At 70.5% G+C, this 26,964-nt stretch carries 30 protein-coding genes and 1 pseudogene; 18 read left to right on the top strand and 13 right to left on the bottom strand.

What is annotated here, in order from left to right; translation table 11 throughout:
* A partial coding sequence (locus GEV07_18995; GenBank protein MQA04711.1) for an extracellular solute-binding protein occupies nucleotides 1-479 on the bottom strand: 479 nt, incomplete at its 3' end.
* 178 nt (nucleotides 480-657) lie between these two features.
* Here GEV07_18995 and GEV07_18990 point away from each other — a divergent pair.
* On the top strand, nucleotides 658-2,013 hold the full coding sequence (locus GEV07_18990) for a sulfatase-like hydrolase/transferase (GenBank protein MQA04710.1): 1,356 nt from the start codon (nucleotides 658-660) through the stop codon (nucleotides 2,011-2,013).
* The gene (locus GEV07_18985) at nucleotides 1,974-2,639 is read left to right on the top strand and encodes a DUF624 domain-containing protein (protein MQA04709.1); all 666 of its coding nucleotides are present in this window, start codon (nucleotides 1,974-1,976) and stop codon (nucleotides 2,637-2,639) included. The genes GEV07_18990 and GEV07_18985 overlap by 40 nt, the downstream gene beginning before the upstream one ends.
* A gap of 12 nt (nucleotides 2,640-2,651) precedes the next feature.
* Here the strand turns inward: GEV07_18985 and GEV07_18980 are convergent, their stop codons facing one another.
* The 3 genes from GEV07_18980 to GEV07_18970 form a co-directional block, all read right to left on the bottom strand.
* The gene (locus tag GEV07_18980; protein ID MQA04708.1) at nucleotides 2,652-3,026 is read right to left on the bottom strand and encodes a hypothetical protein; all 375 of its coding nucleotides are present in this window, start codon (nucleotides 3,024-3,026) and stop codon (nucleotides 2,652-2,654) included.
* A 224-nt stretch (nucleotides 3,027-3,250) separates the two neighbouring features.
* Nucleotides 3,251-3,874 (bottom strand): hypothetical protein, encoded by a 624-nt coding sequence (locus tag GEV07_18975; GenBank protein ID MQA04707.1) that lies wholly within the window; start codon nucleotides 3,872-3,874, stop codon nucleotides 3,251-3,253.
* A 317-nt stretch (nucleotides 3,875-4,191) separates the two neighbouring features.
* Nucleotides 4,192-5,196, bottom strand: coding sequence for a substrate-binding domain-containing protein (locus tag GEV07_18970; protein MQA04706.1), 1,005 nt, complete (start codon nucleotides 5,194-5,196; stop codon nucleotides 4,192-4,194).
* Nucleotides 5,197-5,308: 112 nt separating this feature from the next.
* Between GEV07_18970 and rhaI the strand changes: the two genes are divergently transcribed.
* From rhaI to GEV07_18955, 3 genes and pseudogenes are all read left to right on the top strand, one after another.
* A complete protein-coding gene (gene rhaI, locus GEV07_18965) occupies nucleotides 5,309-6,475 on the top strand; it encodes an L-rhamnose isomerase (protein ID MQA04705.1) in 1,167 nt (388 codons plus the stop codon).
* A pseudogene (gene rhaD, locus GEV07_18960) lies at nucleotides 6,475-8,625 on the top strand (bifunctional rhamnulose-1-phosphate aldolase/short-chain dehydrogenase). Before rhaI ends, rhaD begins: the two are co-directional and overlap by 1 nt.
* 87 nt (nucleotides 8,626-8,712) lie before the next feature.
* Nucleotides 8,713-9,189: a VOC family protein gene (locus GEV07_18955; GenBank protein ID MQA04704.1), complete on the top strand. Its 477-nt coding sequence runs from the start codon at nucleotides 8,713-8,715 to the stop codon at nucleotides 9,187-9,189.
* 4 nt (nucleotides 9,190-9,193) lie between these two features.
* Here GEV07_18955 and GEV07_18950 read toward each other — a convergent pair whose 3' ends face one another.
* A complete protein-coding gene (locus GEV07_18950) occupies nucleotides 9,194-9,784 on the bottom strand; it encodes a helix-turn-helix domain-containing protein (protein ID MQA04703.1) in 591 nt (196 codons plus the stop codon).
* A gap of 43 nt (nucleotides 9,785-9,827) precedes the next feature.
* Between GEV07_18950 and GEV07_18945 the strand changes: the two genes are divergently transcribed.
* From GEV07_18945 to GEV07_18890, 12 genes are all read left to right on the top strand, one after another.
* On the top strand, nucleotides 9,828-10,817 hold the full coding sequence (locus GEV07_18945) for an ABC transporter substrate-binding protein (protein ID MQA04702.1): 990 nt from the start codon (nucleotides 9,828-9,830) through the stop codon (nucleotides 10,815-10,817).
* Entirely contained in the window at nucleotides 10,817-11,008 is a 192-nt protein-coding gene (locus tag GEV07_18940; GenBank protein MQA04701.1) for a hypothetical protein, read from the top strand. The genes GEV07_18945 and GEV07_18940 overlap by 1 nt, the downstream gene beginning before the upstream one ends.
* A 1-nt stretch (nucleotide 11,009) precedes the next feature.
* Nucleotides 11,010-11,744: an ATP-binding cassette domain-containing protein gene (locus GEV07_18935; protein MQA04700.1), complete on the top strand. Its 735-nt coding sequence runs from the start codon at nucleotides 11,010-11,012 to the stop codon at nucleotides 11,742-11,744.
* Nucleotides 11,741-12,445, top strand: a complete 705-nt coding sequence (locus GEV07_18930) for an ATP-binding cassette domain-containing protein (GenBank protein ID MQA04699.1) — start codon at nucleotides 11,741-11,743, stop codon at nucleotides 12,443-12,445. The genes GEV07_18935 and GEV07_18930 overlap by 4 nt, the downstream gene beginning before the upstream one ends.
* Nucleotides 12,348-13,442, top strand: a complete 1,095-nt coding sequence (locus tag GEV07_18925) for a hypothetical protein (protein MQA04698.1) — start codon at nucleotides 12,348-12,350, stop codon at nucleotides 13,440-13,442. The genes GEV07_18930 and GEV07_18925 overlap by 98 nt, the downstream gene beginning before the upstream one ends.
* Nucleotides 13,148-14,494 (top strand): hypothetical protein, encoded by a 1,347-nt coding sequence (locus GEV07_18920; protein ID MQA04697.1) that lies wholly within the window; start codon nucleotides 13,148-13,150, stop codon nucleotides 14,492-14,494. Before GEV07_18925 ends, GEV07_18920 begins: the two co-directional genes overlap by 295 nt.
* On the top strand, nucleotides 14,491-15,111 hold the full coding sequence (locus tag GEV07_18915; protein MQA04696.1) for a M20/M25/M40 family metallo-hydrolase: 621 nt from the start codon (nucleotides 14,491-14,493) through the stop codon (nucleotides 15,109-15,111). Before GEV07_18920 ends, GEV07_18915 begins: the two co-directional genes overlap by 4 nt.
* Entirely contained in the window at nucleotides 15,030-15,548 is a 519-nt protein-coding gene (locus GEV07_18910) for a hypothetical protein (GenBank protein MQA04695.1), read from the top strand. The genes GEV07_18915 and GEV07_18910 overlap by 82 nt, the downstream gene beginning before the upstream one ends.
* Entirely contained in the window at nucleotides 15,545-16,999 is a 1,455-nt protein-coding gene (locus GEV07_18905) for a 4-hydroxyphenylacetate 3-hydroxylase (protein MQA04694.1), read from the top strand. The genes GEV07_18910 and GEV07_18905 overlap by 4 nt, the downstream gene beginning before the upstream one ends.
* Nucleotides 16,996-17,424, top strand: coding sequence for a RidA family protein (locus GEV07_18900; GenBank protein MQA04693.1), 429 nt, complete (start codon nucleotides 16,996-16,998; stop codon nucleotides 17,422-17,424). Before GEV07_18905 ends, GEV07_18900 begins: the two co-directional genes overlap by 4 nt.
* Nucleotides 17,421-18,095 (top strand): DUF1028 domain-containing protein, encoded by a 675-nt coding sequence (locus tag GEV07_18895; protein ID MQA04692.1) that lies wholly within the window; start codon nucleotides 17,421-17,423, stop codon nucleotides 18,093-18,095. Before GEV07_18900 ends, GEV07_18895 begins: the two co-directional genes overlap by 4 nt.
* 102 nt (nucleotides 18,096-18,197) lie before the next feature.
* A complete protein-coding gene (locus tag GEV07_18890; protein ID MQA04691.1) occupies nucleotides 18,198-19,679 on the top strand; it encodes a rhamnulokinase in 1,482 nt (493 codons plus the stop codon).
* Between the two features lie 175 nt (nucleotides 19,680-19,854).
* On the opposite strand, the gene hisF is transcribed toward GEV07_18890, so the two are convergent.
* Genes hisF through hisD form a run of 8 tightly spaced genes read right to left on the bottom strand, consistent with a single transcriptional unit; the run spans nucleotide 19,855 to nucleotide 26,399 of the window.
* On the bottom strand, nucleotides 19,855-20,616 hold the full coding sequence (gene hisF, locus GEV07_18885) for an imidazole glycerol phosphate synthase subunit HisF (protein ID MQA04690.1): 762 nt from the start codon (nucleotides 20,614-20,616) through the stop codon (nucleotides 19,855-19,857).
* Nucleotides 20,613-21,257 carry an adenylate kinase gene (locus GEV07_18880; protein MQA04689.1) on the bottom strand — a complete coding sequence of 215 codons (645 nt, stop codon included), beginning with the start codon at nucleotides 21,255-21,257 and terminating at the stop codon, nucleotides 20,613-20,615. The genes hisF and GEV07_18880 overlap by 4 nt, the downstream gene beginning before the upstream one ends.
* Nucleotides 21,258-21,259: 2 nt before the next feature.
* Nucleotides 21,260-21,988, bottom strand: coding sequence for a bifunctional 1-(5-phosphoribosyl)-5-((5-phosphoribosylamino)methylideneamino)imidazole-4-carboxamide isomerase/phosphoribosylanthranilate isomerase PriA (gene priA / locus GEV07_18875; protein MQA04688.1), 729 nt, complete (start codon nucleotides 21,986-21,988; stop codon nucleotides 21,260-21,262).
* A 21-nt stretch (nucleotides 21,989-22,009) separates the two neighbouring features.
* Nucleotides 22,010-22,630: an imidazole glycerol phosphate synthase subunit HisH gene (hisH, locus tag GEV07_18870; protein MQA04687.1), complete on the bottom strand. Its 621-nt coding sequence runs from the start codon at nucleotides 22,628-22,630 to the stop codon at nucleotides 22,010-22,012.
* A 5-nt stretch (nucleotides 22,631-22,635) separates the two neighbouring features.
* A complete protein-coding gene (locus GEV07_18865) occupies nucleotides 22,636-23,400 on the bottom strand; it encodes a hypothetical protein (protein ID MQA04686.1) in 765 nt (254 codons plus the stop codon).
* A complete protein-coding gene (gene hisB / locus GEV07_18860) occupies nucleotides 23,397-24,014 on the bottom strand; it encodes an imidazoleglycerol-phosphate dehydratase HisB (protein ID MQA04685.1) in 618 nt (205 codons plus the stop codon). The genes GEV07_18865 and hisB overlap by 4 nt, the downstream gene beginning before the upstream one ends.
* Nucleotides 24,011-25,090, bottom strand: coding sequence for a histidinol-phosphate transaminase (locus GEV07_18855; protein MQA04684.1), 1,080 nt, complete (start codon nucleotides 25,088-25,090; stop codon nucleotides 24,011-24,013). The genes hisB and GEV07_18855 overlap by 4 nt, the downstream gene beginning before the upstream one ends.
* Nucleotides 25,091-25,109: 19 nt before the next feature.
* Nucleotides 25,110-26,399, bottom strand: coding sequence for a histidinol dehydrogenase (hisD, locus tag GEV07_18850; protein ID MQA04683.1), 1,290 nt, complete (start codon nucleotides 26,397-26,399; stop codon nucleotides 25,110-25,112).
* Between the two features lie 34 nt (nucleotides 26,400-26,433).
* Between hisD and ybaK the strand changes: the two genes are divergently transcribed.
* Entirely contained in the window at nucleotides 26,434-26,934 is a 501-nt protein-coding gene (gene ybaK / locus GEV07_18845) for a Cys-tRNA(Pro) deacylase (protein ID MQA04682.1), read from the top strand.
* Nucleotides 26,935-26,964: the final 30 nt, after the last annotated feature.

Below are 26,964 nucleotides of genomic sequence, written 5' to 3'. Positions count from 1 at the left end.
TTCGAGCCGAACGGAGTGGCGTAGAGCTCGTCGCCGACGTGCAGCCCACTGATCCCCGGCTCGAACGAGTTCTTCGGCCACCTGCTCATGAAGTCGTCGGTCACGTACTCCTGCAGCGACGCCTCCCAGCCACGCACGTACGGCACCGGATGTGCGATCTCGGTACCCGCGGACCTGAAGACGTCCGGCGGGTTGTTCTGCGAGAACAACAGCTGGATCGAGTTGGCGTACTGGTCGATCGGGTACGTGCGTAGCTCCACCTCGATCCCGGTCTGCTCGGTGAACTTCTTCATCCGTCGTTCTTGGTACGCGTCCGAGTCGACCTGTCCTGCCTCGGTGACGGTAGCCAGGACGAGCTTGTCCGAACTCTGGCTGCCGCTCGTACCGCACATGCCGAGCGGGGTGAGCGCGGCGAGGCTACCCGCCGTCCCCATGTACCCCAGCATCGATCGCCGACTGATCACCTTGGACTTGCTCACCGCAACCTCCTGGGCGTCACCGGGGGCCGCGCCTCCGAGGCGCGGGTCCAGCCCCTCGCGCGTCCTTGCGTGGCCACGAGGATGGCTTGTAACGTTTCAATCATCCGACCGTCGTGTGCCCGCGACAGGTTGTCAAGGCATCCGTTCGCAACTCCCCGGACCGTGAGGTGCATCGGGCATGACCAACACATCCCGCCGACCCAGCGTCCTGTTGTTGATCGCCGACCAGCTGCGTGGTCGGGATCTGCACTGCACGGGCAACGAATCGGTGGCAACGCCACATATCGACGCCCTCGCGGCCCGCGGCGTCGTCGCCGAGCGCTGCTACGCGAACGCACCGGTGTGCTGCCCGAGCCGGGCGACGATCTTCTCCGGCCGCTACTCGATGCAGCACCGGGTGATCGACAACGACCTCCCGATCCCCGACGACGTGCCGTTCTTCGCGCAGCCGCTGCGCGACGCCGGCTACCACACCGGCTACATCGGCAAGTGGCACCTGGACGGCATGCCGCGGTCGAAGTTCACGCCACCGGGCCCGCGACGCCACGGGTTCGACTTCTGGGCCGCGTACAACTGCCACCACGACTACTTCAACCCGCGCTACTACCGCGACACCGACGAGCTCGTCACCGCCGAGGGCTACGAACCCGTCGTGCAGACCGACCTGGCCGTCGACTTCCTGAACACACTGCCGGCAGACGACCCGTTCTGCCTCGTGCTGACGTGGGGACCGCCGCACGACCCGTACGACCAGGTGCCGGAGGAGTTCCGCGCGCACTACCGCGAGCACCGACCGACGCTGCCGGCCAACACCGACACGACCATCCCCGACATCGAGGACATCTACGCGGACTACCTCGCCGCGATCACGGCACTCGACACCGAGATGGGCCGGCTGACGGCCGCCCTGGACGAGCTCGGCCGGCTCGACGACACCATCATCGTCGTCACCTCCGACCACGGCGACATGCTCGGCGCCGGCGGCTGGACGAAGAAGCAGCTGCCGTGCGAGGAGGCGGTACACGTGCCGTTCGTGGTGTCCTGGCCGAGCGGTCTGCCTGCCGGCGAGCGACGCGACGGGCTGCTCTCCACCGTCGACGTCGCGGCGACGCTCCTCGACCTCACCGGTGTGCCGGCCGGCTTCGCCACCGACGGCACCGGCCGCGCGGACCTGCTGCGCGACGGCGCGCCCGGCGCCGAGGAGGTGTACCTCGAGGGACTCACCAGGTTCGACGAGTCGGTGGCTGCCGGCAAGCCGGAGTGGCGCGGGATACGCACCACGCGTTGGACGTACGCCGAGGCCGTCGGCCGCCTGCCGTGGCTGTTGTTCGACAACGACGCCGACCCGCTGCAGGAGCGGAACCTGGTGGCCGACCCCGGCCACGCGGACGTCCGTTCTGACCTGGCTGCGCGCATCGAGGAGCACCTGCACCGGACGGGCGACCCGTTCGTCCCCACCGCCAGTATGGTCGAGCTGCTCGGCCTCACCGAACTGTGGGAGATCAGGGAACGCGAGATGGGGGCCATCCCGTGACAGCCGGCAAACCGGCGGAGCGGGCGGACGTCGAACTGTCCGGCCGGCTCGCGCCGCTTTACCGGCTGCTGCGCTGGCCGGCGCGACTGGCTCTGGCCAACCGGCTGTGGGCGGCAGGCACGATCGCCGGCCTCGGCGTGTTCGGCGTCGCACCGGCGACGGTGGCGATGTTCTGGTTGCTCCGGGAGTACGACCGCGGCCGGCAACCGCAGGCGGTGCGGGGCTTCTGGATGCAGTGGCGCGCCGAGCTCGGCCGGTCGCAGCTGCGGCTCGGGTTACCGCTGGCCACCGTGTTCGTGCACGCGTTCTACCTGGCGGCCGCATACCAACAGCCTGGCCTGCGGCCGGTTGCCGGCGGGCTCGCGATCGTCCTCGCCGGCTACCTCGGCACGCTCCTGCCGGCCGCCCTCGTGCACTTCGACCTCGGGGCGACCGCGAGCTGGCGGGTGGCAGCGGTTGCCGCCTGGCGGCAACCGCTGCTCTCCCTCGCCATCGCCGTGACCAACGCCGGCCTGCTCGTCCTCATGCTCTGGGCCGTACCGGCGGCGCTGGTCTTCTACGCGGCGAGCGTGCCCGGCTACGTGGGCTTGAAAGCAGCGCTCTACGCGTTCGGCAAACTCACCTGACTGCGCTGTGGCTCATCGACCGCCCTGGTCACGGCCGCCGGAACTCCCTCCGGCACGGTCCTGACCGAGGTAACCCCGCACTCCCCTGGTCTCATTGTCGCGAGCAGACGCAGCCTTCTCGGTCTTGCGCCCGAACTTCCGCTGCGCCTTGTTGACCTTCGTGTCGCGCTTTTCACCTGCGGTGGTGACCTTGGCGTCGTAGTTCTGGGTCGCTGCATCCACCGCGCCGTGCGCGTTACCCAGCCGCTTGATGTCTCCGGCGAGCCGCCCGAGACCCTGGATGTTCTCCCGCGAGGGGTTCTCACCAGCGGTACGGATGCTGGTCTCCAGCGTGCTTACCGACTCCCTCGGCTGCTGGCGTACGGCCCGCACCGCATCCCTCGCCATCTTGCCAACGGTGGTTACGGCAGCGAGGGCGGCAACCGTCCCGACCACGCCCGCCGGAGCGCCCGCACCAGCGGTTGCCGCAAGCGTCGCCGCGCCACCCGAACCGAGCCCAGCTGTCTCCCGCCAGTTGTTCGTGACGCTGTCACGTACCGCCTGGGCGCGGCGCGCTCTGTATCCGGCTTCTGCCATGTTCTCTATCTCCGAATCACGCGTAGGTCAGCGGGTCAGTCGAGGATCGGGGCGAGGATGGCGACCTCGGTGGCCACCAGGAGCGGGATGTTCACCGCGAGCGCCTGCAGGACGCTGTTGGTGTCGGGCTGCGGGCCGTCGCCGAACGCTTCTTTCGCGAACGCGGCGCACGACTCCCACAGGTTCGGGTAGTGCTGGCTGTTGGACCAGAGCGCGTAGATGTCGCCGTTCACCGACACCCGGGCCTCGCCGGCGACGGCGATGCGGTAGTTCTCCGGGTCGTCGTGGGTGTTGCCGAGGCCGATCCCCAGCGGCAGCAACCGGTGGCTCGAGCCGAACGACTCGAGGTTGTCGGCGGTCGGGTCGAACTGCGCGAGCGCACGCCGGCTCAGCAAGTCGTCGATGACCGGCTCCGGGTCGGAGATCGGCGCCTCGGACCGGGTACGCAACGCCAGGCGCAACGCCTCCCTGGTGCCCTTCAGCTTCGACTGCTTCTCCGGGTCGGCCATGGCCGCGGCCCACACGGTCGTTTCGAGTGCCGTGAGCTGCTCGGCGTAACCGCCGACGTTGAGGTGCCAGTACTCGGGCTGTTCATCGGAAGCGTCCGCGGCGTGGAACTCCCCCAACATCAGGCCAGCCGGCACGATTACCTGGGACATGGGCTCCCCTCTTGCAGGTTGGGTCATGCTCGTGACAGTCGTGCTCTGCGCACGGTTGCGTTCTTCGATGTCGACGACGCTGCGATAGTTCCTTGGCGGTCGAGATGGTTTTCCCGACGCCCGACAGCAACGCAAGCGTAGGGGGTACGTGACGGCGGCGGGTGCCGTCAACTGCGCCGATTTCCGCCCGTGCCAGCGCTGCACGCCGGTCGTCCGGGTATGCCCGGATGCTCCCGCGCCGGGACCGCCCCACGAACCGAGCGCGCTACCGTCCGTAGCCGGTGAACCTACATCCCGTTACGACGGCCGCGACGGCGTCAGGTGGACTCCCGGACGACGAGCTCTGGCTCGAACACCAGCCGCTGGTGCAGGTGCGTCTCCGGCTCGTCCGCTTCCTCGATCAGCAGCCGCGCCGCGGCGACGCCGAGCTCGTAGCGGGGCTGGCGCACCGACGTCAGCGGCACAGCCGCGGCGGACGCGAACTCGATGTCGTCGTACCCGACGATCGCGAGGTCGTCCGGCACCCGCTTCTCCGCCCGTACGGCCTCCTGCAGCGCGCCGAGGGCGAGCAGGTCGTTGGCACAGAACACCGCACTTGGTGGTTCAGGCTGTTCGAGCAGCAGCCTGGTCTGCGCCCGACCGGACGCCACGTTCAGCGCCGCGGCCTCGAACACCAGCAGCTCGTCGGCCTTCCGACCCGTGCGCTCCAGGGCGTGCAGCGCGCCCACCCGGCGGTCCCTGCACTGCCGGATGGTCAGCGGCCCGGAGACGTAGCCGATGCGATCGTGGCCGCGGTCGAGCAGGTGGCTGGCCGCGAGATCGCCGCCGGCCACGTCGTCCACGGAGACCGAGCACTGGTCGCGGCGGGTCGCCTTCCGGTCGACGAGGACGATGGGGATGCCGCGCGCCCGCATCTTCACCACCTGGTTGCGCACGCCGCGCACCGGGCTCACCAGGACGCCGCGCACGCGCTGCTCCTCGAGCACGTCGAAGTAGGCGGTCTCCTTCGCCGCCGACTCGTCGGAGTTGCAAAGGATGACGGCGAGCCCCGCGTCGTTCGCGGCGTCCTCGACGCCCCGCGCAAGGTCGGTGAAGAACGGGTTGGCGACGTCGAGGACCATCAGCCCGATCGTGCGGCTATGACCGGCGCGCAGCTGTCGCGCCGACTCGTTGCGCACGAAGCCCAGCGCCTCGATCGCCTGGTGCACGCGCTGCCTGGTCGCCGGCGTCACCAACTCGGGACGGTTCAGCACGTTCGACACCGTGCCCACCGACACACCCGCGTGCGCGGCGACCTCACGGATGCTGGTCGTGGGCGCCACTTGGTCCTCTCGTCCGCACTTGACAGTCAGGTGTGCCGATCCTATCCTCACAAGCGGTCATTTGAAACGATTCACGCGGCCTGCCGCACGGCCTGGGAGAGGTGAGCCGCCGATGACCGGCATCGGAAACGTCAAGGAACTGCTGCGAACACAACGGATCGAGACGCCGTCGTGGGGCTACGGCAACTCGGGTACCCGGTTCAAGGTCTTCGCCCAGCCGGGCGTGCCGCGCACGCCGTACAAGAAGGTCGACGACGCCGCCACTGTGCACCGCTTCACGGGGATCGCGCCGAGCGTGGCGCTGCACATCCCGTGGGACACCGTCGACGACTACGCCGACCTCGCCAGGTACGCGGCGGACCAGGGACTGCGCATCGGCACCATCAACGCCAACGTCTTCCAGGACGACGACTTCCGGCTCGGCAGCGTGACGAACCCGGACGACGCAATCAGGCACAAAGCCGTCGACCGGCTGCTCGAATGCGTGGACGTGATGGACGCGACCGGTTCACGCGACCTGAAGCTCTGGTTCGCCGACGGCACCAACTACCCGGGCCAGGACGACCTCCGCGACCGCCAGGCACGGCTCGCCGACTCGCTCACCCGCACCTACGAACGGCTCGCCGGCGACCAGCGGATGCTGTTGGAGTACAAGCTGTTCGAGCCGGCGTTCTACGCCACCGACGTGCCTGACTGGGGCACCGCGCTGCTGCACTGCCTCCGGCTCGGCGAGCGCGCGCAGGTCGTCGTCGACACCGGGCACCACGCGCCGAGCACGAACATCGAGTTCATCGTCGCCATGCTGCTGCGCGAGCGCCGCCTCGGCGGCTTCGACTTCAACTCCAGGTTCTACGCCGACGACGACCTGATGGCCGGCGCGGCCGACCCGTTCCAGCTGTTCCGCATCATGTACGAGGTGGTGCGCGGCGGCGGCTTCGGCGCGGACACGGAGATCGCGTTCATGCTCGACGAGTGCCACAACATCGAGCCGAAGATACCCGGCCAGATCCGGTCGGTGCTCAACGTCCAGGAGGCCACCGCCAAGGCGCTGCTCGTCGACCAGGCCGCGCTCGACCGGGCCCAGCGAAGCGGTGACGTGCTCGGCGCGAACGCCGTGCTGATGGACGCCTACAACACCGACGTACGCCCGTTGCTCGCCGAGCTGCGCAAGGAGTGGGGGCTCGCGCAGGACCCGATGGCGGCGTACGCGGGATCCGGTTACGCTGAACGCATCGCTGCTGAACGGGTCGGCGGCGCCCGGGCCGGCTGGGGTGCGTGATGCACGACGTTGTACGCCAGCTGCTCGACCGGTCGCACGAGCTGGGCGCGGACCCACGCAACACCAACTACGCCGGCGGCAACGCGTCCGCCAAGGCCGAGGTGGCCGACCCGGTCACCGGGCAGCCGACGGAGCTGCTGTGGGTCAAGGGCTCGGGCGGCGACCTCGGCACCCTCAGGGAGCAGGGGTTGGCCGTGCTCCGGCTGGACCGGCTCCGCGCGCTCGTCGACGGCTACCCGGGCGTCGACCGCGAGGACGAGATGGTCGGGCTGTTCGACTACTGCCTGCACGGCAGGGGCGGCGCCGCGCCGTCCATCGACACCGCCATGCACGGCCTGCTGCCGAGCGCACACGTCGACCACCTGCACCCGGACGCCGGCATCGCGTTCGCCGCCGCTGCCGACGGCGAGCCGCTGACCGCCGACTGTTTCGGGGACCGGTGGTCTGGGTGCCCTGGCGACGGCCGGGTTTCCAGCTCGGCCTGGACATCGCGGCGATCCACGCCGCGCACCCGGACGCGATCGGCTGCATCCTCGGCGGGCACGGCATCACCGCGTGGGGGGCCACGTCCGAGGAGTGTCGCGACAACTCGCTGGAGATCATCCACACCGCGCAGCGCTACATCGACGCGCGCGGAGGCGAGCGGGCGCGAGCCGTTCGGGCCAGCCCTGGCGGACCGTCGACCGCTGCCGGCAACGCAGCGGCGGGCACGGGCGGCGGCGCTGGCGCCCGTGCTGCGCGGGCTGGCGTCCACGGACCAGCGACAGGTCGGGCACTTCACCGACGACGAAGCCGTGCTCACCTTCCTGGCCGGCGCCGAGCACCCGCGCCTGGTGCAGCTGGGCACGTCGTGCCCGGACCACTTCCTGCGCACGAAGGTGCGCCCACTGCTCCTCGACCTGCCCGGTGACGCCGCGCTCCCCGACGCCGTCGCGCGGCTGCGCGAGCTGCATACCGAGTACCGCACCGAGTACACCGCGTGCTACCGGCGCCATGCCTCGCCCGGCAGCCCGGCGATGCGCGGCGCCGACCCGGCCGTCGTGCTCGTGCCGGGCGTGGGCATGTTCTCGTTCGGCAAGGACAAGCAGACCGCACGGGTCGCCGCGGAGTTCTACCTGAACGCGATCAACGTGATGCGCGGCGCGGAGATCATCTCCACGTACGAGCCGATCAGCGAGGCGGAGAAGTTCCGCATCGAGTACTGGGAGCTGGAGGAGGCGAAGCTGCGCAGGCAACCACCGCCCAAGCCGCTGGCTACCCGGATCGCGCTCGTCACCGGCGGCGGCTCCGGCATCGGCCGGGCGACGGCACGACGGCTCGCCGCCGAGGGCGCGTGCGTCGCCGTCGCCGACCTGGACCTCGCCGCGGCCGAGGAGACCGCGCGTAGCATCGGCGACACCGACCGCGCCGTCGCAGTGCAGGTCGACGTCGGCGACGAGCAGGCCGTGGACACCGCCGTACGCGACGCGACGCTGGCGTTCGGCGGCCTCGACCTGGTGGTCAACAACGCCGGTCTCTCCAGGTCCGCACCGCTGACCGAGACCAGCGTCGACGACTGGGACCTCCAGCACCGGGTGATGGCGCGCGGCTCGTTCCTGGTCAGCAGGGCGGCCGCGCGGGTCCTCACCGAGCAGGGCATGGGCGGCGACATCGTCTACGTGGTCAGCAAGAACGGCGTGTTCGCCGGCGCGAACAACGTCGCGTACGGCGCCGCCAAGGCCGACCAGGCACACCAGGTGCGGCTGCTCGCCGCAGAGCTCGGCGCGCACGGCATCAGGGTGAACGGCGTGTTCGCCGGCGCGAACAACGTCGCGTACGGCGCCGCCAAGGCCGACCAGGCACACCAGGTGCGGCTGCTCGCCGCAGAGCTCGGCGCGCACGGCATCAGGGTGAACGGCGTGAACCCCGACGCCGTGGTGCGCGGCTCGGGGATCTTCGCGTCCGGCTGGGGCGCACAGCGCGCGGCGCTGTACGGCGTACCGGAGGACGAGCTGGGCGAGTTCTACGCACGCCGCACGCTGCTGAAGCGCGAGGTGCTGCCCGAGCACGTGGCCGCGGCCGTCTGCGTGCTCGCCGGTGACGAGCTCGGCCAGACGACCGGGCTGCTGGTGCCCGTCGACTCCGGCGTCGCCGCGGCGTTCCTGCGCTGAACCCGCGAGATTCCTGCCGGGCCACCGATGAGTTCCGGCGTACGACCAGGTCTACCTGCTCATCGATGCGTCACGGAAGGACCGACCATGCAGCGGATAAAGACCTACCTGTGGTTCGACGACCAGGCCGAGGAGGCGGCCAACTTCTACGTCTCACTGTTCAACGACGCGAAGATCCTCGACATCAAGTACTCCGGCAAGGCCGGACCGGGCGAGGAGGGCACGGTGCTGCTCGTGACCTTCCAGCTGGAGGGCCTGGAGTTCATCGCGCTCAACGGCGGCCCGCAGTTCAAGTTCACCGAGGCGATCTCGCTGTGCGTCGACTGCAACACCCAGGCCGAGGTCGACGAGCTGTGGGAGAAGCTCGCCGCGGACGGCGGTGAACACGGCCCGTGCGGCTGGCTGAAGGACAAGTACGGGCTGTCGTGGCAGATCGTCCCCCGCGTCATGCTCGAGTACCTCAGCGACCCGGACGAGACGAAGTCGGCCCGGGCCATGGCAGCCATGCTGCAGATGTCCAAGCTCGACATCGACGAACTACGCGCAGCGTACGAAGGGAGCTGACCGGTCACCGCCGCATCGACGGATAGCCGACGATCAACATGCCCCGGCACGGTCCGTCGACGGCCTTGTAGATGTGTGGCCGATCCCCCGGGTACCTGAGGAAGTCTCCCGGCCCCAGCTCGACCGGGTCGTCGACCGGCCCGGCGAGCACCCGGCCGGAGTACACGAACATCCGCTCGACCACGCCGTCGCCGTGCGGCTTCCCCTGTTGCTCGCCGCCGGCGGCCAGCGTCATCTCGAAGATCTCGGTCAACCCCGACGGCGACTCGATGCGGTCCACCAGCCGTAGGTCGAGCGGCGGCGCATCGGTGTGGCTCAGTACGTGCGAGCCCTCGTCCGCGCGCACCAACCGGGTGTCGACCAGGTCCGCCTGCTCGAACAGGTCGCTGAAGGCGACGCCGAGGGCGATCGCCAGCGACCACACCGTCTCGATCGTCGGGTTTCCCCGCCCCTGCTCCAGGTTGGCCAGCGTCGCCTTGGCCACGCCCGATCGGTCGGCCAGCGCCGCCAACGAGTAGCCGCGTTCCGACCGCACTCGTCGCAGGTTCGCCGCAAGGGTCTTGCCAAACGCCTTCATGCGATTATAGTAGTCCATCAGTCTAGTTCATTGGTACGGGGGCCTCGTGGAGGTGTGTCGCATGCCTGCCCGATTCTCCAGGACAGCAGCACTACTCGCCAGCCTCGTCCTCACCGGTGTCGCCGCGGCCACCGGTTGCGGTGCGACGGGCGGCGGTGAGGATTCCGGCACCTTCAAGCTCGGCGTCGAGGCCCCGTTGACCGGTCCCGACGCGGAGAGCGGCCAGGCCATCCTCAACGCGACGAAGATGGCGTTCGCCGAAGTGGACAACAAGATCGGCGACACGCAGATCGAGCTCGTCCCCGTCGACGACAAGGCCGACCCGGCCGCGGCGGTCAGCGCCTACACGTACGCGATCAACCGCGACGGCGTGCAGGCGATGTTCGGCAACTGGAACACCGACGTCACGCTCGGCGTGATGCCGCTGTCCGAGCGCTACCAGATGCCGCACTTCTTCTACGGCGCGCTCGGCCAGGCGGTCGACGACAAGGTCGAGAAGACCAAACCCAAGTACTTCTTCGGCAAGCAGTACCCGCCGCCCGGGGAGCAGCAGGCGGCGTACGTCGCTGCGCTCGACGAAGCGCTCGACAACGGGCTGGAGCTGCCGAACGGCAAGACGGTCGCCCTGTTCGGTGAGGACACCGACTTCGGGCGCGGTGTGGTGCAGACGCTCGCCAAGGAGTTCAAGGACGACGGCTGGCAGGTGAAGGGCAAGCAGTTCTTCGCCATGGACGAGACCGAGCACAACGCGATGGTCAACACGTTCCTGCGCCAGGACGCCTCCGTCATCGCGGGCACGGGTACCGCGCTGCAGGGCATCGCGAGCCTGCTCAAGCAGACCCGCAGCCTGGGCTTCGAAGGGCTGATCATCTGCGACGGCCTCTCGTACACCGGCGACTGGCACAAGGCGACGGGTGCCGCCTCCGACGGCGTGATGGACCTCAACGTGCTGTACGCGACCGAGGAGGCGAAGAAGTTCGAGGCCGCGTACAAGAGAAGCACGGCGAGATCACGACCGAGACGCTCACCAAGGTCGGCACCGACGAGCTGATGACGGGAAAGATCTCGTACGACGGCATGATGATGAAGGAGTACCGCTTCACCTCGGCGAGCTGGCCGGTCCCGGTCTCCGGTGACGACGGCTACCTCGCGCCGGTCGTCCAGTACTGGGACGGCAAGCCGTCCATCACCTATCCCCGCCGGCTCGCGACGAGCGAGATCCGGCTCGCGCAGGGAGGGTGAGATGACGAACGCGGTCGCGGTGGAGCAGCTGACCAAGCGGTTCGGCGGACACGTGGCACTCGGCGGCGTATCGCTCGAGGTCGCCGATGGTGAGGTCGTCGGGTTGGTCGGGCCCAACGGTGCGGGCAAGACGGTGTTCCTGAGCTGTATCGCCGGTGCCCTGCGGCCCACGTCGGGACGGGTGCGTGTGCACGGCGTGGACACCATCAACGCACCGCCGGAACGGCTCTGCCGGCTCGGCGTCGCGCGTACGTTCCAGGTGCCGCAGCCGTTCACCGCGATGACCGCCCTGGAGAGCGTGTTGGTCGCGACGACGTTCGGCGGTACGACCGACAGGGCGGCTACACCGCGAGAACGCGCCGGCGCCGCGCTCGTCCGTGCCGGCTTCGACAAGGACCCGGAAACGCCGATCGCCACGCTCAACACGCTGGACCTGAAGATCGTCGACCTGGCCCGCGCTCTCGGCTCGCAGCCACGGATCCTGCTGCTCGACGAGCTCGCCGCAGGTCTGGTGACCGGCCAGCTCGGCGGCTTCATCGAGACCGTACGCGGCCTCGCGGCCGATGGCCTCACGGTGATCATCGTCGAGCACGTCATCGAGACCATCACCTCACTGTGTCCGCGGCTGGTGGTGCTCGACCGCGGCGAGGTGCTCGACGACGGAGCGACACACGAGGTGATGCGCAACCCGCGCGTCGTCGAGGCGTACCTGGGTACCGAGGTGGCTGCCGCATGACGCTAGAAGTGCAGGATCTGCGTGCCGCGTACGGATCCATCGAGGTGCTGCACGGCGTCTCGCTCTCCGTCGACGCCGCTCGGTTCGGCGTCGTGCTCGGCCCGAACGGCGCCGGCAAGTCGACGCTCCTGCTGGCGCTGGCCGGCCTGGTTCGCGTACCCGCGGGCACGGTGACGTTCGAAGGCGAGCGGCTGCACGAGCTGCCCGCCCATGCACGTGTCCGGCACGGGATCGGGCTCGTCTCCGAGCAGCTCAACCTGTTCCCGAACATGAGCATCAGGGAGAACCTGCTCGTCGGCGGGTTCCACGCTCCGCGTAACGACCTCGCCCGCCGGCTCGACACCGTGCACGAGCTCTTTCCCTGGCTCGCCGAACGCGGTACGCAGGCGGCCGGCACACTCAGCGGTGGGCAGCGCAAGATGCTCGCGCTCGGCCGCGCGCTGATGGGCGATCCGCGGCTGCTCCTCGTCGACGAGCCGTCGAGCGGCCTCGCCCCCACGATCGTCACCACGGTCTTCACCGCGCTACGGGAGCTGCACCGCAGGGGTCTCACCGTGCTCCTCGTCGAGCAGCACGTACAGCAGTCGCTCGGCCTCGCCGACCATGCCTGGGTCCTCGAGGGCGGCGTCCTCCGCCTCGAAGGTACGGCGGACGAACTACGCGACAACCCATACGGCCGGGAGGCCTACCTTGGTGTCTAGCGCGCTCCGGCGGGTCCCGCCGACGAACCTCGCCATCGCGGTCGGCGTGCTGGTGGTGCTCGCCGTGGCGTCGTACTACCGCGGCACGTTCATCGTCGTCGGCACGCTCGTCACCGGCAGCACCTGGGCGTTGATGGCCGTCGGCCTGTCGCTGGTGTTCGGCGTGATGAACGTGCTCAACTTCGCGCAGGGCGCGTTCTTCATGGTCGGCACGCTCACCAGCTACCTCACCTACGGCTGGCTCGCCCAGTCGCTCGACGTCCCAGTACTCGGCGCGCTCAGCCCGTTGCTCGCCATCCTCGCGGCAATGTGCGTCGGCTTCCTGCTCGGCGTACTGGCGGACGTGTCCCTGTTCCGCGTGTTGCGCCGACGCTCCGACGAGCGGTGGATGATGAACACGTTCGTGCTCACCATGGGCATCTCCGTGGTGCTCATCGGCCTGCACCAGCTCGTCTGGGGACCGAACACGAAAGGCATCGGCCATTACTGGTCGCAGCCACCGATCACGTTCCTCGACACGAGGGTCACCTGGGACCAGCTCGCCACCGTGCTCATCTCGCTCGTCGCCATCGCCGTGTTGGGCATCGGGTTGAAGGCGACCAGGCTCGGCCGGGCAGTACGCGCGGTGGCGCAGGACGAGCGCGGCGCGCAGTTGGCCGGCATCGACATCAGCCGCATCCACATGGTCACCCTGGGCATCGGGTGCGCGGTAGCCGCGCTCGCCGGCGCGGCTCTGTTGTACCGCTTCCCTTCTACCCCGACGGTGGGCGACGAGCCGCTGGCGATCGCCTTCACGGTGGTCATCCTCGCCGATCTCGGCAACGTGGTCGGCGCGATCGGCGCCGGGTTCGTGGTCGCTCTCCTGCAGACGCTCTCCGACTCGTTCCTCGGCGCCACCTGGCAGCCCGTCGTGACGTTCGCGCTGATCGTGGTGATCCTCATCTTCCGGCCACAGGGACTCTTCGGCCGCCAAGTGCGAGGGGTCTGGGAACAGTGAAACTCACCTTCCTGCAACAGCGAAGCAGCGGCGTCCCGCCGGCGAAGACGATCATCCCCATCGTGCTGGTGCTCGGCGTGCTCCCGCTGATCCCGCCGTTCAACCAACCGTTCATCGTCACCTGGTTGGTCTACGGGGTGTGGTTCGCCGCGGCCGCAGTCGCGTTCGACTTCTCCGCCGGCTACATCAACGTCGCCAACCTCGGCTACGCCGCGTTCGTCGGCTCCGGTGGCTACGCGGCCGCCATTGTGAGCATCCGCACCGGGATGTCTCCCTGGCTCGCGATGTTCGTGGGCATGGCGATGGGCGCACTGCTCGGCGTCGGCTGCGGCGCAGTGACGTTGCGCTTCCGCGGCATCTACGCGGCACTCACGTCGTGGTTCCTGAGCCTGGCCATCATGGGCCTCGCGTCGAACCTGACCGACCTCACCAACGGCAGCATGGGCCTGAGCACACCGACGCTCTTCACCGGCATCTCTAACCTGCCGTACTACTACACGGCGCTGGCGATGCTCGCCGTCACGTTCCTCGTGCTGACCACGCTCGCCCGTACGCGGATCGGCCTGGCGTCGCGCGCGATCGGGCAGAACCTCGAAGCAGCGCGGGCGTCCGGCATCAGGCCCGCGCGGTACCGCATCGCCAACTACGCGATATCGTGCGCGTTCGCCGGCTGGCTCGGCGCCTTCTACGCGTACTACTACGGCGTGCTCACCCCGAGCGTCATGAGCATCACCATCACCGTGCAGGTGCTGCTCGCGGTGATGATCGGCGGGCTCGGCTCGCTGTGGGGGCCGGTGGTCGGCGGCATCGTCGTCGCCATCCTCTCCCAGTCGCTGCAGAGCACACTCCAGGATCTGCCCGGCATGAACAACATCCTGTTCGGCCTGCTGTTGATCCTGATCACCGTCGTCTACCCTGGCGGGCTCGCACGGGCAGTGCATGACCTCGCGGCCGCGCGGCGCTCCCGCCGCGAGCGTTCGTCCGTACCGCGGAACACGACGCCGGCTCCTGAGGCCGAGCTCGCGACCGGCGCGGAAACGCGGCCGAAGTGACCGCGATCGCCACCGAAGCGGTCGTCGCCGACACGATCACGATCGCCCGTATCCCCGCACCCACCGGCGGCGAAGCCGCGAGAGCGGCGTGGCTGCAGCGCCGGCTGGACGACGCTCCCGGCCAACTCAGCCAGGACGCCGTCGGCAACCTGGTATGGCGCCTCGGCGAACCACCGTACGAGCTCGCGCTCCTCACGCATCTCGACACGGTGTTCGACGAGAGTGTCGACCACGACGCGTACGAGCAGGACGGCTGGCTACACGGCCCAGGTATCGGCGACAACTCGCTCGCGCTCGCCGTCACGGTGGCCGTGGTCGAACGGCTCAACGCCGGCATGCGAGGTTCGCTGGTGACGGTGTTCACCGTCGGCGAGGAGGGGCTGGGTGCCCTGCGAGGCGCGAAGCACGCCTGCGAGACGCTGCGGCCCAGGCAGGTCATCGCGCTCGAGGGCCATGGCCTCGACACCGTGTACACCGACGCGGTCGGCTCGGTAAGGGCCCGGCTCGAGGTGACCGGGCCAGGCGGCCACTCCTGGTGGGACAAGGACCGGCCAAGTGCCGTGCACGGCCTGCGCTCGACGAGCTGCTCGACGGCGCACCTGCGGACCTGTCGGTGAACGTCGGGCACATCGAGGGCGGCCACGCCGTCAACGCACTCGCGACGCACGCCGGTGCCGTGCTCGAAGGGCGTTCGGTGCGCGAGGAACCACTCGCGCAGTTCGACGCCCACCTGGCAGCGTTGCGTGCCTCCCCCGGCCTCGACGTAGTCCGCACACCGCTCGACCGTCGGCCGTGCGGGCGACTCGACCCCGACCATCCGTTGCTCGCGGCCGTCCGGCTGGAGCGCACCGCGCTCGGCCTCGACGACCGGCTCGCGGACGGTTCCACGGATGCGAACGCGGCGCTCGCCCGCGGCATACCCGCACTCGCACTGGGGTGCGCACGCGGCGCCGACATGCATTCGCGGAGCGAGCGCGTGGAGATCAGTTCGATAGCACTCGGCGTCGCGCAGCTCGACTGCGTGCTGCGCCGCCTGTTGGAGGGTGACCGATGATACGCACCGGTGACGAGTACAGGGAGTCGCTCCGCGACGGGCGCGAGGTCTGGATCGACGGTGAACGCGTCGACGACGTGACCACGCACCCGGCGTTCAAACCCATCGTCGACGTCCGGGCTCGCATCTACGACCTCGCGCACGACGAGGCGACCAGCGAGCGGATGACCTACAAGGACCCGGACACCGGCGAGCTGTGTCCCGTCGGCGCGAAGCCGCCGGTCACGAAGGACGACTGGTACGCGAAGCGCGACGCCGTCGACACGGTGCTCGACGACGTCGGCGGCGTAGTGACCCGGGTGGGCGACGAGACCGTCGGCGAGATGTGGTCGCTGTACGACGGTCAGGACGTCCTCAACGAGATCGACCCGACGTTCTCGGAGAACATCCAGAACCACGTACGCCTCGCAGCACTGCTCGACCCGTTCCACGTCTCGGCCAACACCGACCCGAAGGGCGACCGCGCCAGCCGGCCACAGGAGCAGGACCCCGACGTGCTATTGCACGTCGTCCGCGAGACCGACGAAGGCATCGTCGTGCGCGGCGCGAAGTTCGAGACGGCGGCCGCGTACGCCAACCAGGCGTTCGTCAAACCGACGATCGCGGACTGGGGCAGCGACACGCTGTCCGACTACGCCGTCGGCTTCCTCGCCGACATGGGCGCACCGGGGATGACGCACATCTGCCGATCGGGCTTCGCCGGGCGACTGCCGACAGACGACTACCCGCTGACCAACCGGTTCGACGAAGTCGACACCATGATCGTGTTCGACGACGTGCTGATCCCGTGGGAGAACGTCTTCTTCTACCGGCACGTGCGTGCGGCTGCGTTCATCCGCGCGACGCTGCACCGCTACAGCATGTACGCGTTCGTCCAGCGGCACCTGCGGTTCGCCGACCTGCTGCTCGGCCTCGCCTACCTCAACGCCCAGCAGACAGGCGTGAAGATGCACCAGGGCGTGCGCGAGAAGATCGCACAGCTCGCCTGCTACCGCGAAGGCATCAATGCGCATCTCACCGCCGCCCTCGAGCTGGCGCAGCCGAGTCCGGGCGGGCTGTTGATGCCCAACCAGGAGTCGCTGTACACGGGACGGGTGCTAGCGTGCAGCCAGCTACCGCAGATGATGCACCTGGTGCGCGACCTCTGCGGCTGCCAGATCAGCCTCGCGCCCAGCGCGGCGACGTTCGCCGACCCGCGGCCCGGTGCCCTGCTGGACAAGTACTTCCGTATCGGCGACATCGAAGCGGAAGAGCGCAGGAAGATGCTGGTGTTCGCGCGGGACCTGCTCAACTCGGACTACGCGGGTCACCGCCTAACGTTCCAGCTGTTCGCCCAGTCACCACCGTTCTCGCACCTGCTCGCCGTCTACAACAACTACGACTTCACCCACGCCGCGGACGTAGCCAAGAGGTCCGCGCGCATCGACGACACCGTAGGGAGCAACCGATGAGCGATCGCATCGAAGTAGGCGGGCACGTGCGGATCCGGCCGTTCAACACGGCGGACACCTACCCCGAACAGCAGATCGCCAACGACCTGTGCCAGGCGGTCGTCGCCGGCAACACCATCTACCTGCGCGGCCAGGTCGCCCAGGACCTCGACACCAGGGAGAGCGTCGCCGTCGGCGACGCCGCGGCGCAGACGGAGAAGGCCGTCGACAACATCGAGCTGCTTCTCCACGAGGCCGGTGCGGGCTTGGAGCACATCGTGTCGTGCCACGTCTACCTCACCGACATCCGTTACCGCGAACCCGTCTACCGCGTTCTCGGCGAGCGGCTGAAAGGTGTGTTCCCCGTCTCCACCGGCCTCGTCGTGGACGCGCTCGCCCGGCCCGAGTGGGTCGTGGAGCTGACCGTGACGGCGGTGCAGCCATGACGTTCTCGCTCGCCGGCAGGTGCGCCCGCACCGGCAAGTTCGGCGCCATCGTCACCTCGTCGAGTCCCGCGGTGGCCGCGCGCTGTGCGTGGGCCGAGGCCGGTGTCGGCGCCACCTGCACGCAGAACGTCACCGACCCGAGCCTCGGCCCGAAGCTGCTCGCCCGGCTCGCGGACGGCCACCCGGCCGAGGACGCGCTCGCTGCCGTCGTCGCGGAGGCGGACCACGTCGACTTCCGGCAGCTCACCGTCGTCGACGCGGCAGGGCGGACGGCGGCGTTCTCCGGGGCGAACACCCTCGGCCGGCACACCACGGCCGAGGGTGACGGCTGCGTCGCGGCCGGCAACCTGCTCGCCAGCGACCAGGTGCCCGCCGCCATGGTGGCCGCCTTCGCCTCGATGTCCGATGCGGATCTCGGCGAGCGGCTGCTCGCCGCACTCGCTGCGGGTGAGCGGGCCGGCGGCGAAGAGGGACCGGTGCGCTCGTGCGGCATGGTCATCGTGGACGCCGTGTCGTGGCCGGTGACGGACCTGCGCGTGGACTGGTCCGACTCCCCCGTTGCCGAGCTGGCGCGGATCTTCGAGGTGTGGCGGCCGCAGGCCGACGACTACGTGGCGCGGGCAGTCGACCCCCGCGCCGCGCCGAGTTACGGCGTGCCAGGCGACGAGTGACCCCTGTGGGCCGACCGGGCGCCCATGCCTCTTGCCCGGCCGCCGGGTTCTTGCGAGGATCCCTGAAACGATTCATGGCGGTGAAAGGGCGGCTCGTTCGACATGTCGGCCGGCGAGGTCAGCTGCGTGGCGGTCGACCTCGGCGCGTCCAATGCACGGGTGGTGCTCGGCCGGGTGGGACGCGACCGCGTCCGGCTCGACGAGGTGCTGCGGGTGCCCAACCGGCCGGTGCGCCGCGACGGCACGCTGTGCTGGGACCTGCCCGGCCTCTACGCGGGAGTGCTCGACGGGCTGCGCACGACCGCCCGGTGGGGTGACGTGGACGGCGTCGGCGTCGACTCGTGGGGGGTGGACTACGGCCTGCTCGACGCCGACGGACACCTGCTCGGCGACGTGGTGCACTACCGCGACGACCGCACCGGCGGCCGCATCGACCAGGTGGCCGCGGTCGTGCCGCCGGACGAGCACTACGGCCGTACGGGCATCCAGTTCATGCCGATCAACACGGTCTACCAACTGACCGCGGAGCGGGCCGGCGACCGACTCGGCGACGCCCACACCATGCTGCTCGTGCCCGACCTGGTCGGCTACTGGCTCGCCGGGCACCGCGGCGTCGAGATCACCAACGCGTCGACCACCGCGCTGCTCGACGCCGACACCGGAGACTGGTGCTGGCCGCTGATCGACCGCCTGGGCCTACCCCGGCGCGTCTTCCCTGCCCTGCGGCAACCGGGCAGCCGCATCGGCGGTATCCGTCCCGCGCTTGCCGCGGACCTCGGCCTGGCCGACGGGGTGGAGCTGCTCGCCGTCGGCTCGCACGACACGGCGTCCGCGGTGGCCGCGGTGCCTGCCGTCGACGAGCGGTTCGCGTACATCTCCTGCGGCACCTGGTCGCTTGTCGGCGTCGAGCTCACGGCGCCGGTAAGGAACGCGGCGAGCCTGGCCGCGAACTTCACCAACGAACGCGGCGTCGACGGCACGACCAGGTACCTGCGCAACGTGATGGGCCTGTGGCTGCTGCAGGAGTGCCTCGCGCACTGGCCGGGCAGCGAGCTCGAGTCACTGTTGCGGGCCGCGGCCGACGAACCTGCGTTCGCCGCCGTCGTCGACGCCGACGACCCCGCGTTCCTGCCGCCTGGCGACATGCCGGCGAGGATCGGCGACGCCTGCCGCCGTACCGGTGTGCAGGTGCCGGCCACGCCCGCCGCGACGACGCGGTGCGTCCTCGACAGCCTGGCCCTCGCCCACCGGCGGGCGGTCCACGACGCGCTGCGCCTGTCCGGTCGCGACATCGACGTCGTCCACGTGGTCGGCGGCGGCGCACGCAACGCCCTGCTCTGCCAGCTCACCGCCGACGCCTGCGACCGCCCGGTCGTCGCCGGGCCGGTGGAGGCCACCGCGCTCGGCAACGTGCTCGTCCAGGCCGCAGCGCTCGGGGTCGGCGGCCGCGGGCTCGGCGAGCTGCGCCGCCTGGTCGTCGGGAGCGAGCACACCACCCGCTACGAACCGCGGCGGGAGCCGGCCGCCAGCTGGGCCGCCGTCGACGCCGCGGTCCCCCGCCACACCGGCACCGGCGAAGGCTGACCCGCGGCGATCCCGGTAGGGGCACGCTGACGGTTGGCGCGCCAGGTGGCGGCGACAACGTACATCGCGCCGGCGGTGCTCACGGTGGCGTTCTCCTGCGCGCCGGCAACGGCCTGGACAAGTCCGACGCCGCCGGCACCGCTGGCCGCAGGTGCCGACGGGAACTGACGCGCGGTCAGCGGACGGGGTGGCCGGCGGTGTCCAGGGTGCGCTTCACGTCCGCGATGCGTAGTTGGCCGAAGTGGAAGACGGTGGCGGCGAGTACCGCGTCGGCGCCGGCGTCCACCGCGGGGACGAAGTCGGCGAGCTTGCCGGCGCCGCCGCTGGCGACGATGGGCACCGAGACGGTACGGCGGATGACGGCGATCAGCTCGAGGTCGTAGCCCTCGGCGGTGCCGTCGGCGTCCATCGAGTTCAGCGTCACCTCGCCGGCGCCGAGCTCGGCGCCGCGCGCCGCCCACTCCAGCGCGTCGATGCCGGTGCCGGTGCGGCCGCCGTGTGTGGTGACCTCGAAGCCGGACGGTGTGCCCTCGGCGCGCCGTACGTCCATCGACAGCACGATGCACTGCGACCCGAACCGTTGCGCTGCCTCGCGTACCAGCTCGGGCCTGGCGACCGCGCCGGTGTTGACGGTCACCTTGTCCGCGCCTGCGCGCAGCAGCCGGTCGACGTCGTCGACCTCGCGCACTCCCCCGCCCACGGTCAACGGGATGAACACCTGTTCCGCGGTACGCCGCACCACGTCGTACGTCGTCCCGCGGTCCTGCGCGCTCGCCGTGATGTCGAAGAACACCAGCTCGTCGGCGCCCTCCGCGTCGTACGTGCGGGCCAGCTCCACCGGGTCGCCGGCGTCGCGCAGGTCGGTGAACTTCACGCCCTTCACGACGCGCCCTGCGTCCACGTCCAGGCACGGGATCACCCGCACGGCTACGGTCACGGCGCAACCTCCAGTCCGAGTGCGGTGCGGATCTGTTGCTGTACGTCGGGGATCGGGGCGCGCGCGTCGACGCCGACGACGTACTCCTTGCGCTGGAACAGCTCGAGCACCGGGTTGGTCTTCTCGTGGTAGTCGCGCAGGCGTGCGGCCAGCGCCTCCTCGGTGTCGTCCTCCCGGCTGACCAGCTCGCCGCCGCAGACGTCGCAGGTGTCCTCCACCCCGGGCCGGTGCGCGATCAGGTTGTAGTCCAGGCCGCACTGCGAGCACAGCCGGCGGGCGAGCACCCGGCGGCGCACCTCGTCGTCGGGCAGCTCGAGGTGGATCACCGCGTCGATGTCGTAGCTCTCCAGGAAGAACTCGGCCTGCCGCCGGTTGCGGGGGAAGCCGTCCACGACGAAGCCGTAGTTCCAGTCGTGCTCCTCCAGGCGACCACGCACCACCCGCTCGACGAGCTCGTCGTCGACCAGCTCACCGGCCGCCATGATCCGCCGTACCTGTGCGCCGAGCTTCGTGTGGTTCTGCACGTGCCAGCGGAAGATGTCACCGACGCTGATGTGGACCAGGTCGAAGTCGCGTACCAGCAACCCGGCCTGCGTACCCTTGCCGCTGCCCTGCACGCCCATGATGACGTACTTGCGCATCGTCAGGCCCCTTCGCTGACAGCCTCGAGCGCCTCGGGCAGGGTGAACGCGTTCGCGTAGAGCGCCTTGCCGACGATGACGCCCTCGACGCCGTCACCGGCGAGCGCGGCCACGGCGCGCAGGTCGTCGAGGCTGGCGATGCCGCCGCTGGCCACCACCGGCTTGCCGGTGGCGCGGCACACGTCACGCAGCAGCTCCAGGTTCGGGCCACCCAACGTGCCGTCCTTGGTCACGTCGGTCACGACGTACCGGGCGCAGCCGTCCTTCTCCAGCCGCTCGAGCACCTCGTAGAGGTCGCCGCCCTCCTTCGTCCACCCGCGCGCAGCCAGCGTGCGGCCGCGCACGTCCAGCCCGATGGCGATGCGGTCGCCGTGCTCGGCGATCGCCCGCGCGCACCACTCCGGCTGTTCCAGCGCGGCAGTACCGAGGTTCACCCGGGTGCAGCCGGTCGCCAGCGCCGCACGTAGCGAGTCGTCGTCGCGGATGCCGCCGGACAGCTCGACGTCGATGTCCATCCGGCCGACGACCTCTGCGAGCAGCTCGCGGTTGTCGCCGCGGCCGAACGCGGCGTCCAGGTCGACCAGGTGCAGCCACTCGGCGCCCTGCTCCTGCCAGGTCTGGGCGGCCAGCAACGGTTCGCCGTACGCCGTCTCGGTGCCGGCCTCGCCCTGGACGAGCCGCACTGCATTGCCGTCGGCGACGTCCACCGCAGGCAGCAGATCAATGGCCACGCTGCAAACCCTTCCTCGTCGTCAGTTCAGCTGACGCAGCCAGTTCGACAACAGCTGCGCCCCCGCGTCGCCGGACTTCTCCGGGTGGAACTGCACCGCGGACAGCGGCCCGTTCTCCACCGCGGCGACGAACGGCTCGCCGTGCTCCGCCCAGGTCACCGCCGGCGACGTGAACCGCTCGCCGACGAGGTCGAACTTGCGCAGGGCGTACGAGTGCACGAAGTAGAACCGCTCGGCCGGGTCGATGCCGGCGAACAGCTGCGAGTCGTCCGGCGCCTGCACCTGGTTCCAGCCCATGTGCGGGAGCACCTGGGCGTGCAGGCGTTCTACGACACCGGGCCACTCCGCGCAGCCCTCGGTCTCCACGCCGTGTTCCACGCCGCGCTCGAACAGGATCTGCATGCCGACGCAGATGCCGAGCACCGGTCGGCCGCCGGCCAGCCGGCGGCCGACGATCTGGTCGCCGTAGACGGACCGCAGCCCGTCCATGCACGCGGCGAACGCACCGACGCCAGGCACCACGAGGCCGTCGGCGTCCATCGCCGCCTGCCGGTCTGCGGTGACCTCGACGTCGGCACCCGCACGGGTGAGCGCGCGTTCTGCCGACCGCAGGTTGCCCGAGCCGTAGTCGAGTACGACCACGCGCGTCATGCCGTCTCACCTTCCCGATCCTGTCGACGCGTACGGGCCCGCAGGTCGCCGGTCGCGAACCAGCCGGTCACCAGTGCCACGACCGTCACGAAGCCGGCGAGCACCGCGTTGCCCCAGGACGCCTCGTGGAACGCCTGCACCCAGGCGAACAGCGCGAAGCAGAGCAGCCCGAGCGCGGCGACCTTCGCCATCCTGCCCATGTCCTTGCGCGGCACCGGCTGTGGCTGCAGCGCGACGTAGTCGATGCCGTCGCTGCGAACGTCACCGGTGCCGGTGCCGACGAGGTACGGCGGCAGCGCGAGCAGCTCGGTCAGCCGGGCATGCCTGCGCACCTCGTCGTCCTCCGCGTCGCGGTCCAGCAACGGCGCCAGCTCGTCCTGCACGCCTGGCAGGCCGCAGGCCGTCGCCAGCACGTCCGGCTCGCCACCCTCGGACGGCAGGTCCTCGTCGGTCCAGTGGCCGGGACGGGAGACGTAGTAGCCGATCGCCTTGCCGCGGTCGAACACGTCGTAGCCGAGCACCTTGCCCTCGAACAGGCTCACCATGAGCACGGTCGAGTCCACCCGGTCGGACAGCCGCAGCGCGATCGCGGACAGCGGCCGGCGCTCGGCGCCGACCAGCCCGTACCCGTCGCCCGCGACGAAGACGCCGCACCACTCGCCGGCCTGCGGCCCGACGACGCCGGGCACGCCGGCGACCTCGAGCACACCGAGCGCCTCGTCGACCGGTGCTCGCACCGCGAGGTTCACGTACGTGCTCACGCGCCGAGCACGCCCTTCGTGCTCGGCACGCCGACCACGCGCGGGTCGCGGCTCGCCGCGTCGCGCAGGGCGCGGGCGACGGACTTGAACTGCGCCTCGTGCACGTGGTGCGCGTTGCGCCCCTCGAGCACGCGCACGTGCAGGCAGATCTGCGCGTGCGCGACGATCGACTCCCAGACGTGCTGGGTCAGCGTGACGTCGTACGTGCCGATGACCGGCGTGCGGGTCTCCAGCTCCTTGTGCACGAGGTACGGCCGGCCGGACAGGTCCACCGCGGTCTGCACGAGCGCCTCGTCGAGCGGCACGAGCGCGTCCCCGAACCTGCGGATGCCGGACCGGTCGCCGAGCGCCTGCGCCAGCGCCTGCCCGAACGCGATCGCGGTGTCCTCCACCGTGTGGTGCGCGTCGATCTCGATGTCGCCCTTGGTACGTACGGTCAGGTCGAAGCCGCCGTGCTTGCCGAGCTGGCTGAGCATGTGGTCGTAGAACGGCACCCCGGTCTCGACGTCGGCGGCGCCCGCGCCGTCGAGGCTCAGCTCGAGGTGGACCTGGGTCTCCTTGGTCGCCCGCTCCACGACCGCCGTGCGGGCGGTGTCGGCTGCGTCGTACGTCATCTCTCGACCTCCTTGAGCGCGGTGAGGAACGCGTCCACCTCGGCGGCGGTGCCTGCGGTCACCCGCAGCCACCCGGACAGTCCGACGTCGCGGACCAGCACGCCGCGGTCGAGCAGCTGCTGCCAGGTGTGCTGCTGGTCGGCGAAGCGTCCGACGAGCACGAAGTTGGCGTCCGAGTCGACCACCTCGAAGCCCATGCCACGCAGCTCCTCGACCATCCGGTCGCGCTGCGCGCGCACCTCGTCGACGGTGCCGAGCAGCTCGCTGGCGTGCTTCACGGCCACCCGCGCGACGGCCTGGGTCACGGCGGACAGGTGGTACGGCAGCCGCACCAGCTGCAGGGCGTCGACCACGGCGGGCGCCGCGGCGAGGTAGCCGAGCCTGGCGCCGGCGAGCGCGAACGCCTTCGACATGGTGCGCGTCACCACCAGCCGCGGGTGGTCGGGCAGCAGGCTGAGCGCGCTCAGCGTGCCCGCCCTGGCGAACTCCTCGTACGCCTCGTCGACGACCACCATGCCGGGTGCGACGGCGAGCACCCGCTCGATGGTCGAAAGTGGCAACGCCGTACCCGTCGGGTTGTTCGGCGAGGTGAGGAACACGACGTCCGGCTGCTCTTCGGCGATCACCGCCACCGCACGGTCGGGGTCGATGCCGAAGTCGTCCTCACGCCAGGCGTTGTGCCACTGCGTGCTCGTCGCCAGCGAGATCAGCCGGTGCATGGTGTAGGACGGCTCGAAGCCGAGCGCCGTGCGGCCTGGCCCGGCGAACGCGAGCAGCAGCTGCTGGATCACCTCGTTGGAGCCGTTCGCCGCCCACACCTGGCTCGCTTCCAGACCGTGCCCGAGGTACGCGGCGAGGTCGGCACGCAACGCCATCGCGTCGCGGTCCGGGTAGCGGTTGAGCGCGGCGGCTGCGTTCGCCACCTCCGTCGCGAGCTCGGCTACCAGGCTGCGCGACGGCGGGTGCGGGTTCTCGTTGGTGTTCAGGCAGACGGGCACGTCCAGCTGCGGTGCGCCGTACGGCGAGAGGCCGCGCAGGTCGTCGCGGATGGGTAGGTCATCGAGTGTCAAGGCAATCCCCTCGGGGGACGTCGGGTCACCGGGCTGAGCGTTCGCGCACGGCGGCCACGTGAGCATGCAGTGTCTCCGCGGTGCCGAGCGCGTCGATATGGTCCGCGACCTCGGCGAGGGCATGCTCGCTGTACTCCACGACGTGGATGCCGCGCAGGAACGACTGCACGGACAGCCCGGCGGTGTGCCTCGCCGTGCCGCCGGTCGGCAGCACGTGGTTCGAGCCGGCCAGGTAGTCGCCGAGCGGCACCGGTGAGTACGCACCGACGAAGATCGCTCCGGCGTTGCTGATCCGCGCCGCGACCGCACGTGCGTCGCGGGTGAGCACCTCGACGTGCTCCGCCGCCCACGCGTCGGTGACGGCGAGGCCCTGCTCCAGGTCGCGCACGAGCACCAACGCGGACTGGTCGGCGAGCGAGCGCTCCACCACCGCGCGTTTCGGCGTCGCAGGCACCCGCTCGGCCAGCTCCGCGCGTACCGCGTCGCACAGCTGCGCGGAGTCGGTGACGAGCACGACCGCGGACGTCTCCGCGTGCTCGGCCTGGGCCATCAGGTCGACCGCCACGTAGCGCGGGTCGGCGCTGTCGTCGGCGAGTACCAGCACCTCGCTCGGGCCGGCCTCGGCGTCGGTGCCGATCACGCCCTTCAGGTGCCGCTTGGCCGCCGTGACGTAGGGGTTGCCCGGCCCGGCGACGAAGTCGACCGGTTCGCACTCGTCCGTGCCGTAGCCGAACATGGCGATCGCCTGGGCGCCGCCTACGGCGTAGAACTCCGTGATCCCGAGCAGTGCGCAGGTGGCGAGGACGGTGGGGTCGGGCAGCCCGGTGTCGCGCTGCGGCGGCGACGCGACGGCGATCGACTCGACGCCGGCGACCTGGGCCGGCACCGCGTTCATCAGGACGCTCGACGGCAGTGGGGCGAGCCCGGCAGGCGCGTACAGCCCGACCCGGCCGACCGGCACCCAGCGCTCGGTGACGGTGCCGCCTGGCGCCACCTCGGTGGTGACATCGGACGGCAGCTGGGCCCGGTGCACGATCCGCGAGCGGCGGATCGCCTCCTCGAGCGCCGCGCGCACCTCGCCGTCGAGGTCGACGAGCGCCTTCTCCAGCGCCTCGGCCGGCACCCGGGCGGCGGCCAGCCGCACGCCGTCGAACCGCTCGGTGGCGTCGAGCACGCCCGCGCGGCCGCGCTGCCGGACGTCGGCGCACACCGGCCGCACGGCGTCGAGCGCCGCGTCGACGTCCAGCTCGGCCCGCGGCACCTCGGTGCGTACGTCGCGGGCCGGCCTGGTGCGCAGGTCCAGCTGTCGGATCACGAGGTCAAGTCTAGGCACCCCTATGCTGAGCACGATGAGTGGCACAGGTACGCCGGCCACGGTCGCGGCGAAGCGCGCGAAGGTGGCCTACACACTGCACACGTACGACCACGACCCACGCAGCGGCGTCTCGTACGGGGAGGAGGCGGCCGCTGCGCTCGGCGTGCCCGCCGACCAGGTGTTCAAGACCCTCCTCGCGACCGTCGACGGCACCCTGTCGGTCGCCGTGGTGCCGGTGTCCACGGCGCTCGACCTGAAGGCGCTCGCCGCCGCCGCGGGCGGGAAGAAGGCCACGCTCGCCGACAGCAAGGACGCCGAGCGCGCCACCGGCTACGTGGTCGGCGGCATCAGCCCGCTCGGGCAGAAGCGCCGGCTGCCGACCTACGTGGACGAGTCCGCCGCGGAGTTCGCCACCGTGTACGTCTCGGCGGGCCGTCGCGGGCTGGACATCGAGCTCGCCCCCGCCGACCTGCTCCACCTCACCGCAGGGACGTACGCACCGGTCGCCGCCCGACGCGAACACGGCGCGCGGTAGCCGCTCAACCGACCGGCTCCTCGCCGCGTC

It is taken from the genome of Streptosporangiales bacterium (assembly GCA_009379825.1).
GTDB lineage: Bacteria > Actinomycetota > Actinomycetes > Streptosporangiales > WHST01 > WHST01.
The sequence above is the reverse complement of the archived record's forward strand: the minus strand, read 5'-3'. Positions and strand labels throughout refer to the sequence as shown.

Coding starts and splice junctions, on each gene's coding strand:
- GEV07_18990 (MQA04710.1), top strand. CDS start 658: ATGACCAACACATCCCGCCGACCCAGCGTCCTGTTGTTGATCGCCGAC.
- GEV07_18980 (MQA04708.1), bottom strand. CDS start 3,026: ATGGCGAGGGATGCGGTGCGGGCCGTACGCCAGCAGCCGAGGGAGTCG.
- GEV07_18975 (MQA04707.1), bottom strand. CDS start 3,874: ATGTCCCAGGTAATCGTGCCGGCTGGCCTGATGTTGGGGGAGTTCCAC.
- rhaI (MQA04705.1), top strand. CDS start 5,309: ATGACCGGCATCGGAAACGTCAAGGAACTGCTGCGAACACAACGGATC.
- GEV07_18955 (MQA04704.1), top strand. CDS start 8,713: ATGCAGCGGATAAAGACCTACCTGTGGTTCGACGACCAGGCCGAGGAG.
- GEV07_18950 (MQA04703.1), bottom strand. CDS start 9,784: ATGGACTACTATAATCGCATGAAGGCGTTTGGCAAGACCCTTGCGGCG.
- GEV07_18945 (MQA04702.1), top strand. CDS start 9,828: ATGCCTGCCCGATTCTCCAGGACAGCAGCACTACTCGCCAGCCTCGTC.
- GEV07_18940 (MQA04701.1), top strand. CDS start 10,817: ATGACGGGAAAGATCTCGTACGACGGCATGATGATGAAGGAGTACCGC.
- GEV07_18935 (MQA04700.1), top strand. CDS start 11,010: ATGACGAACGCGGTCGCGGTGGAGCAGCTGACCAAGCGGTTCGGCGGA.
- GEV07_18930 (MQA04699.1), top strand. CDS start 11,741: ATGACGCTAGAAGTGCAGGATCTGCGTGCCGCGTACGGATCCATCGAG.
- GEV07_18925 (MQA04698.1), top strand. CDS start 12,348: ATGCCTGGGTCCTCGAGGGCGGCGTCCTCCGCCTCGAAGGTACGGCGG.
- GEV07_18905 (MQA04694.1), top strand. CDS start 15,545: ATGATACGCACCGGTGACGAGTACAGGGAGTCGCTCCGCGACGGGCGC.
- GEV07_18900 (MQA04693.1), top strand. CDS start 16,996: ATGAGCGATCGCATCGAAGTAGGCGGGCACGTGCGGATCCGGCCGTTC.
- GEV07_18895 (MQA04692.1), top strand. CDS start 17,421: ATGACGTTCTCGCTCGCCGGCAGGTGCGCCCGCACCGGCAAGTTCGGC.
- GEV07_18890 (MQA04691.1), top strand. CDS start 18,198: ATGTCGGCCGGCGAGGTCAGCTGCGTGGCGGTCGACCTCGGCGCGTCC.
- GEV07_18880 (MQA04689.1), bottom strand. CDS start 21,257: ATGCGCAAGTACGTCATCATGGGCGTGCAGGGCAGCGGCAAGGGTACG.
- hisB (MQA04685.1), bottom strand. CDS start 24,014: ATGACGTACGACGCAGCCGACACCGCCCGCACGGCGGTCGTGGAGCGG.
- ybaK (MQA04682.1), top strand. CDS start 26,434: ATGAGTGGCACAGGTACGCCGGCCACGGTCGCGGCGAAGCGCGCGAAG.